This is a genomic window from Cellulosimicrobium sp. BMG9.22 (genome assembly GCF_059159975.1).
The window spans coordinates 1-7431 of the sequence record NZ_JBZGBY010000056.1; the positions used below are offsets into that span (position 1 = coordinate 1).

4 protein-coding genes are annotated in these 7431 nt (G+C 72.6%); 1 reads left to right on the forward strand and 3 read right to left on the reverse strand.

Translation table 11 applies throughout. The annotated features are described in order from the left end of the window. Positions 1 to 110: 110 nt before the first annotated feature. The 3 genes from topA to AC4H2H_RS19525 form a co-directional block, all read right to left on the reverse strand. The gene (topA, locus tag AC4H2H_RS19515; protein ID WP_494372493.1) at positions 111 to 2900 is read right to left on the reverse strand and encodes a type I DNA topoisomerase; all 2790 of its coding nucleotides are present in this window, start codon (positions 2898 to 2900) and stop codon (positions 111 to 113) included. A 79-nt stretch (positions 2901 to 2979) separates the two neighbouring features. Then, the gene (locus AC4H2H_RS19520) at positions 2980 to 4035 is read right to left on the reverse strand and encodes a phosphatase PAP2 family protein (protein WP_494372494.1); all 1056 of its coding nucleotides are present in this window, start codon (positions 4033 to 4035) and stop codon (positions 2980 to 2982) included. A gap of 56 nt (positions 4036 to 4091) precedes the next feature. After that, complete coding sequence (locus AC4H2H_RS19525) at positions 4092 to 5738, reverse strand: ABC transporter substrate-binding protein (protein WP_494372495.1); 1647 nt, start codon at positions 5736 to 5738, stop codon at positions 4092 to 4094. Positions 5739 to 5909: 171 nt separating this feature from the next. Between AC4H2H_RS19525 and AC4H2H_RS19530 the strand changes: the two genes are divergently transcribed. Further along, positions 5910 to 6632, forward strand: coding sequence for a TetR/AcrR family transcriptional regulator (locus tag AC4H2H_RS19530; RefSeq protein WP_494372496.1), 723 nt, complete (start codon positions 5910 to 5912; stop codon positions 6630 to 6632). Positions 6633 to 7431: the final 799 nt, after the last annotated feature.

Consider the following 7431-nt stretch of genomic DNA (forward strand, 5'->3'; position numbering starts at 1 on the left):
AGACGCGGCGCCCCCACCCACCCCGACCACCCAAGGTGACCACGCGCCGTCCGACAAGAACCACGGCTCTACCTCGGCCGACCGGGGTTCTAGCTCGGCCGACCGGGGTGCTACTTCGTCGACTTGGCGGCGGGCTTCTTCGCTGGGGTCTTCTTCGCCGCCGGCTTGCGGGCCGTCGTGCGCTTCTTGGCCGGACCCTGGGCGCGCTTCTCGGCGAGCAGCTCGATCGCCTGCTCCGGCGTGATCGACTCGGGGGTCACGTCGCGCGGGAGCGTCCGGTTCGTCTCGCCGTCGGTGACGTAGGCACCGAACCTGCCGTCCTTGACGACGATGGGCTTGCCGCTGTTCGGGTCGTCGCCGAGCTCGCGCAGCGGCGGAGCGGCGGTGGCCCCGCGCCCGCGCTTCGGCTGCTTGTACAGCTCGAGCGCCTCCTCGAGCGTGACGGTGAACATCGCCTCCTCGCTCGGGAGGGTCCGCGAGTCGGTGCCCTTCTTGAGGTACGGGCCGTAACGACCGTTCTGCGCGGTGATCTCGGTCCCACTCTCAGGGTCGACACCGACGACGCGCGGCAGCGAGAGCAGACGCAGCGCGTCGTCGAGCGTGATCGTGTCGAGCGCCTGGGTCTTGAGCAGCGACGCCGTGCGCGGCTTGGGCTGGGCGGCCTTCGCCCGCTTCTGGGCCGCGGCCGACAGGCTCGTGTCGATCGGCGGGAGGTCGAGCACCTCGGTGACGTACGGGCCGTACCGGCCGGCCTTCGCGATGACCTCGTTGCCCGAGACCGGGTCGGTGCCGAGCACCTTGCCGTCGTCGGCCCCCGCGGCGAGCAGCTCGCGCGCCTTGGCGACGGTCAGCTCGTCGGGGGCGACGTCGTCGGGCACGGAGGCGCGCGGCGGGTTCTCCCCCTCCTTCACGGGCGTGGAGAGGTCCTCGACGTACGGCCCGTACTTGCCGACCCGCAGCTGGATGCCCTCGCCGATCGGCACCGAGTTGATCCCGCGCGCGTCGATGTCGCCGAGGTTGGCGACGAGGTCGCGCAGGCCCTCGCCCTCGGGCCGGCCGGTGCCGTCGCCGAAGTAGAAGCGCGAGAGCCACGCGACGCGGTCGCGCTGCCCGGCCGCGATCTGGTCGAGGTCCTGCTCCATCTCGGCCGTGAACCGGTAGTCCACGAGCCGTTCGAAGTGCTCCTCGAGGAGCCGCACGACGGCGAACGCGAGCCAGCTCGGCACGAGCGCCTGCCCGCGCGAGAGCACGTAGCCGCGGTCCTGGACGGTCGAGATCGTCGACGCGTAGGTGGACGGACGGCCGATGCCGAGCTCCTCGAGCGCCTTGACGAGGCTCGCCTCGGTGTAGCGCGGGGGCGCGGAGGTGCTGTGCCCGTCGGCGGTGAGCTCGTCGGCGCGCAGGGAGTCGCCCTCGGCCATCTGCGGCAGCCGTGCCTCGTCGTCGCCCTTCGCGCTCGCGACGGGGGCGTCCTCGGCGTAGCGGTCGACGTCCGAGCTCTCCTCGTACGCCGCGAGGAACCCGCGGAAGGTGATGACCGTGCCGGACGCGGCGAACACCGCGTCGCTGCCCGCGAGCGCGGCGGGCACGTCAGCCCCGGCGGCGAGCGGCGCGCCGAGCCGCACGGACGCCGTCGAGCCCTTGGCGTCGGCCATCTGCGACGCGACCGTGCGCTTCCACACGAGCTCGTACAGCTTGAACTGGTCGTCGCTCAGCTCGCGCTTGACCTGCGCGGGCGTGCGGAACGAGTCGCCCGCGGGGCGGATCGCCTCGTGCGCCTCCTGGGCGCCCTGGTTCTTCGACGTGTAGACGCGCGGCTTCTCGGGCACGAACTCGGGGCCGTAGAGCTCGGAGGCCTGGCGACGCGCGGCGGTCGTCGCCTCGGCCGAGAGCGACGGTGAGTCCGTACGCATGTACGTGATGTAGCCGTTCTCGTACAGCGACTGCGCCGTGCGCATCGCCTGCCGCGACGACATACGGAGCTTGCGGCTCGCCTCCTGCTGGAGGGTCGACGTCGTGAACGGTGCGGCGGGGCGACGCGTGTACGGCTTGGTCTCGAGCGACCGCACCGTGAACGCGGCGTCCGCGAGGCCCGTGACGACGGCGCGCGCCGTCGCCTCGTCGAGGTGCGCGACGCCGTCGCGCGCCGCTGCCGCCTTGAGCTGCCCGCGGTCGTCGAAGTCGCGGCCCGACGCCACGCGCGTCCCGCCCACCTGGACGAGGCGAGCGCCGAACGCCTTCCCGGCGTCGGGCGCGGCGTCGTCGGCGTGCTCGAACGTCCCCGTGACGTCCCAGTACTCGGCGGCGACGAACGCCATGCGCTCGCGCTCGCGCTCGACGACGAGCCGGGTCGCGACCGACTGGACACGGCCCGCGGACAGGCCGGACGCGATCTTGCGCCACAGGACGGGCGAGACCTCGTAGCCGTAGAGGCGGTCGAGGATGCGCCGCGTCTCCTGGGCGTCGACGAGGTGCTCGTCGAGGTCACGCGTGTTCTCCAGGGCCCGCTGGATGGCCTCGCGCGTGATCTCGTGGAACACCATGCGCTTGACCGGGACCTTGGGCTTGAGCGCCTCGAGGAGGTGCCACGCGATGGCCTCGCCCTCGCGGTCCTCGTCCGTCGCGAGATAGAGCTCGTCGGCCTCCTTGAGCGCACGCTTGAGCTCGGCGACCTTCTTCTTCTTGTCCGCGTAGACCTCGTAGTAGGGGTCGAAGCCGTTGTCGACGTCGACCGCGAACTTCCCGTACGGGCCCTTCTTCATGTCGGCGGGCAGCTCCGACGGCTGGGGCAGGTCGCGGATGTGCCCGACGCTCGCCTCGACCTCGTAGTCGTCGCCGAGGTAGCCCTGGATCTTGCGAGCCTTGGCGGGCGACTCGACGATCACGAGCTTGCGTGGCATCCGATCCTGCTTTCGTCCGTGCGTGCGTGTTCTCCGGCGTGGCAGCCTATGACGTTACGCCCATCGCGCCAGCGGCACCCTATCCTCGAACGGCGCGCGGGTCGGGGCGAGCGGTGGACTGGCGCACGAGGAGCAGGATCGCGAACGCCGCGGCGGTGACCGCGACGACGCCGGCGACCCCGCCGAGGTACGCCGTGATCTCCTGCGCGCTCGTCGTGTCCCAGGTTGCCGGCGTCGCGCGTAGCGACCACAGCGCCGCCATGCCGGCCGCCCCCGCGCCGACGAGCAGGAGGACGGCGGTCACGACGGACCCCGGGGACGCCCCTGCGCCCGGGTCGAGGGCCGAGCGAGGTGTGAAGGCGCACACGAGCGCGCCCCACGCGAGGACCACGAGCACCGCGGCCACGACGTCGCTCGGCCGGTGCCACTGCCCGACGAGTGTCGAGACGCCGGTCGCGGCCGTGTACGCGCCGCCGAGGACGGCCACGAGCGGCCGTGCCGCGCGCGGCACGACGAGCAGGAGTGCGGCTGCGACGGATCCCGCGACGGTGGTGTGACCGCTCGGGAGGGAGTTGTCGGCCGTCCAGCCGCCGATGAGGTTCTCGCGGCCGAGGAACGAGTGCTTGACGAGCTGGGTCGTGACGTTCGCCCCGACGACGAGGAAGGCGACCTGCACCGCGAGCCCCCAGCGGCGACGCAGCAGCGCGATGCCCATCGCCGCCCCGAGCCCGCCCACGACGAACGCGACGGACACCGTGTCCAGCACGGGCTCGGCGACCGCCCACAGCGCGCCCTGCCCGGCGTCGGCGCCGTCGAACGCGGCGCGCTCGAGCATCTGCCCCGCATACGTGTCGACGAAGAAGCGCCAGACGGCCCACGCCACCGCGACGGCGAGGATCGCCACGACGGCGGCCGCGACGCGCGCCGCGACGGTCGGCCCCTGCGCGGGTGCGGCCGGGCGGGACCCCCCGGCAGCCGGGCCCGGCACGGGGCCGTGAGTCGGTCCCGTGGGACCGACGCCGGGCGGTGGGGCGAAGTACGACGGCGGAGCGGTCGCCGGCGTCACCGGCAGCGGCCGCGTGCCCGACGCGCCGCTGGTCGGCAGCGGCGTCGTCGGGGCGTGGTCGGAGAGCATCCCCCCACGGTAGATGACCCGTGTGTGGGTTCCGGGAAGAGCGCTTGAAGAGGCGGCTACTCCTGCGGGCTCGGCGTCAGTCGCGTGAGGATGAGGGACGCGGCCGGACTTGTCGGCTGCGGCGAGGCGTAGGGGTCGGCGTCCGACGGGAACCCGGTGTACGCGCGGGTCGAGTACTGGGCGGCGTTCGGGCGCCCGAGCAGGGGGATCGCGGGGACCTGCTCGACGTAGACCCGCTGGATCGTCGCGAGGGCCTCCGCACCCCCCGCCTCGTCGGTCGACGACGCGTAGGCGACGAAAGCGGCATCGGCCTCGGCGTCCTGGAAGCGCCCGTAGTTCCAGTCCGCCGTCGTCCCGATCGGGCGCACGTGGGCGCCGTTCATCTGGCTCGAGTACGTGTCCCAGGGGGTCGCGCCACCCTCGGTCCAGTGCATCGACGCCTGGAACGCCCCGGCCCCGATGTTCTCGAACCACGCAGCCTCGTCCTGCCCCTCGACCGTCGCGACGATCCCCAGCTTCGCCACCGCCTCCTTGACGAGCTCGAGCTCCCACATGTAGTCGGTCCATCCCACGGGGTTCGTCAGCGTGAACGTCACGGGCACGCCCTCCTGGTCGTGCAGGACGCCGTCGACCAGCACGTAGCCGGCGTCCGCGAGGATCGCGGCAGCCGCCGCGACGTCGACCGTGAACTCCTGGTCGGCGTACTCGGGGGAGATGAAGGCGTCGGCGGCCGGCTGCGGCAGACCCGTGACGTTGCGCAGGGGCCGCCACACACCCGACGTCGCGAGGAGCGACATGTCCTTGCGGTCGAGCACCGTGCTGACCGCTCGGCGCACGGCGACGTCGTCGAACGGCGGCACCTGCGTGTTGAGGAAGAGCGCGTCGATACCGAGACCCGTCGGGGCGAACTGGTGGTGGTGCTCGGGATCGGCCGCGAGGTAGACCTTGTCGTACGAGGCGATGTAGGCCCAGCCCCACTGGACGTCACCGTTCACGTACGCGGTCGTGAGAGCCTCGTTGCCCGCGTACGGCTCGTACCGGAGCGTAGGGACGGCGAGCTCGCCGCCCCAGTAGTCGTCCCGGGCAGAGAGCGTCGCGCCCTCGAGCGAGAAGTCGTCGAGGACGTACGGCCCGGTCCCCACCGGCGCGAGGTTCGGGTCCGCCTGGACCGCCCCCGGGGCGAGCTCGCCCCACACGTGCTCGGGGACGACGAAGGTGTTCAGCGGCTTCGTGCGGTTGATGTACTGGCTCGTCGCGAAGGTCACCACGACGTCCGCGCCCTCGACCCGCACGTCCTCGTACGGCAGGAGCCCGGGATTCAGCGTGGGCTCGTCCCTGCGCAGCTCGAACGTGAAGGCCACGTCCTCCGCCGAGAACGGCTCGCCGTCCGACCACAGCACATCCTCACGTGGCGTCACCCGGAGCTCGGTGTACGTCGCGTCCCAGGACCATGCGCTCGCGAGCCACGGCATGGGCTCCTCGGCAGGTTCGACGACGTTCACCTGCGCGAGCGGCTCGTAGATCACGTTCGCGTAGCCGAGCTTCTGCGCCGCCGAGCCGCTGTCGAAGGGGTTGTGGTTCTCCTCCTCGACCGTGTTGGGCATGCCCACGGTGAGGACCGGCGACACGTCGGCCACCGGCTCGTCCGCCCCGCCGCCCGCGGCGCAGGACGTCGCGAGCTGCACGACGGCAAGTGCAGCCACCAGGCCGACCGTGGCGCGGCGGCGGGTGTGAGATCTCACGAGGTTCTCCCAGACAGTCCGTGATCCTTGGCGACACGACGCCTCGGCCTCGTCGACGCCATTCCGAGCACGATTCAATCACACATTACTTACTAGTCAGTAAGAGCAATCGGGTCCCAGTAAGGTGACGTCATGACCGACGTCTCCTCCGAGCGGCACACCGCCGAGAGCGCCTCGCCCGCACGGACACCGAGCCCTCCTCGTCGCCCCCGCCGCACGCGCCCGGCGACGCTCGAGCGCCGCGAGGAGATCCTGCGCGCCGCCATGCGCGTCTTCGGCTCGAGGGGCTATCACCAGGGCTCGCTCGCCGAGGTCGCCGAGCAGGTCGGCATCACGCACGCGGGAGTGCTGCACCACTTCGGGTCGAAGGACCGGCTCCTCACGGAGGTCCTCGAGTTCCGCGACCGCGTCGACGTCGAGCACCTCGAGGGCCAGCACATCCCCGGCGGGCTCGACCTCTTCCGCCACCTCGTCAAGACAGCCGCGATCAACGCCGAGCGCCCCGGCATCGTCCAGGCGTACACCGTGCTCACGGGCGAGGCCGTCACCGACGGCCACCCCGCGAGCTCCTGGGTCACCGAGCGCTTCACCGGCCTGCGCGCCGACATCGCCGGCGCGCTGCGCGAGGTGGTCGAGGAGCGTCGCGCGGCCGGCGACACGGAGACGGACTACGACCTCACCGACGCCGCACTCGACCTCGCCGCCTCGACGATCATCGGCGCGATGGACGGGCTGCAGACCCAGTGGCTCCTCGACCCCGACGCCGTCGACCTGGCCGGGGCCACAGCGTTCGTCATCGAGGCGATCCTCGCCTCCACCCTCGCCGGCGCCCGGCGCCCGCGCCCTCTCGCCTGACACGACCGCCGTCGGCCGTCGCCGGTCCGTGGTGGGCTCGGCGTGCGGGGCGGCGTCTGTGCCCGAGCTCGGCTGGGCGTCCTGTGGTCGGGTCCGCGTGCGGGGCGACGCCGTTCTCGGGCCGGGTCGGGCGTCCTTGTGGCCGGGTCCGCGTGCGGGGCGACGCCGTTCTCGGGCTGGGTCGGGCGTCCTGTGGTCGGGTCCGCGTGCGGGGCGACGTCGGTGCTCGGGCTGTCCGCGCCGTCGCCATGGCCTGTCGGGCGTGGGTCTTGGGAGCGCGGCCTTGACGCCCTTCACATCCGACGCCGCCCCACCCGCTCAGCCCATCACCTCACTCCGGGCAGCGGCCGGGTCCGCCGAAGGAGAACCCTGGTCTGCCGACGACGGCGGTGGGTCGGGAGCTGACCAAGTGTCACGCCGTCGCGTTGTCGAGAAGTGAGAAACGGCCCCGGAATCGCGCGATTCTGGGGCAGTTTCTCACTTCTCGACGACGCCGAGCCCAGTGGCCCGCGCGGGGGCGAGCCCGGTGGCCCGCGCGGGGGCGAGTCGACCGACCCGCCCGGCCCCAGTACCCGCTGGGCCTTCCGCCGAGGGGGAGCCGCCGGACCGGCTGGGCACAGCACCCGGGCGGTCACCCAGGGTGAGCAAGGACCAGGGCGAGACGACGCCGGTCGGGGTGGGTGGGGGCGCCGCGTCGTGGTCGGGCCTGGCGGGAGCCGCGAGGAACGAGCGGCGGATGGTCGACGCGGCGCCCCCACCCACCCCGACCACCCAACCCCGCCACGCGCCGTCCGACACG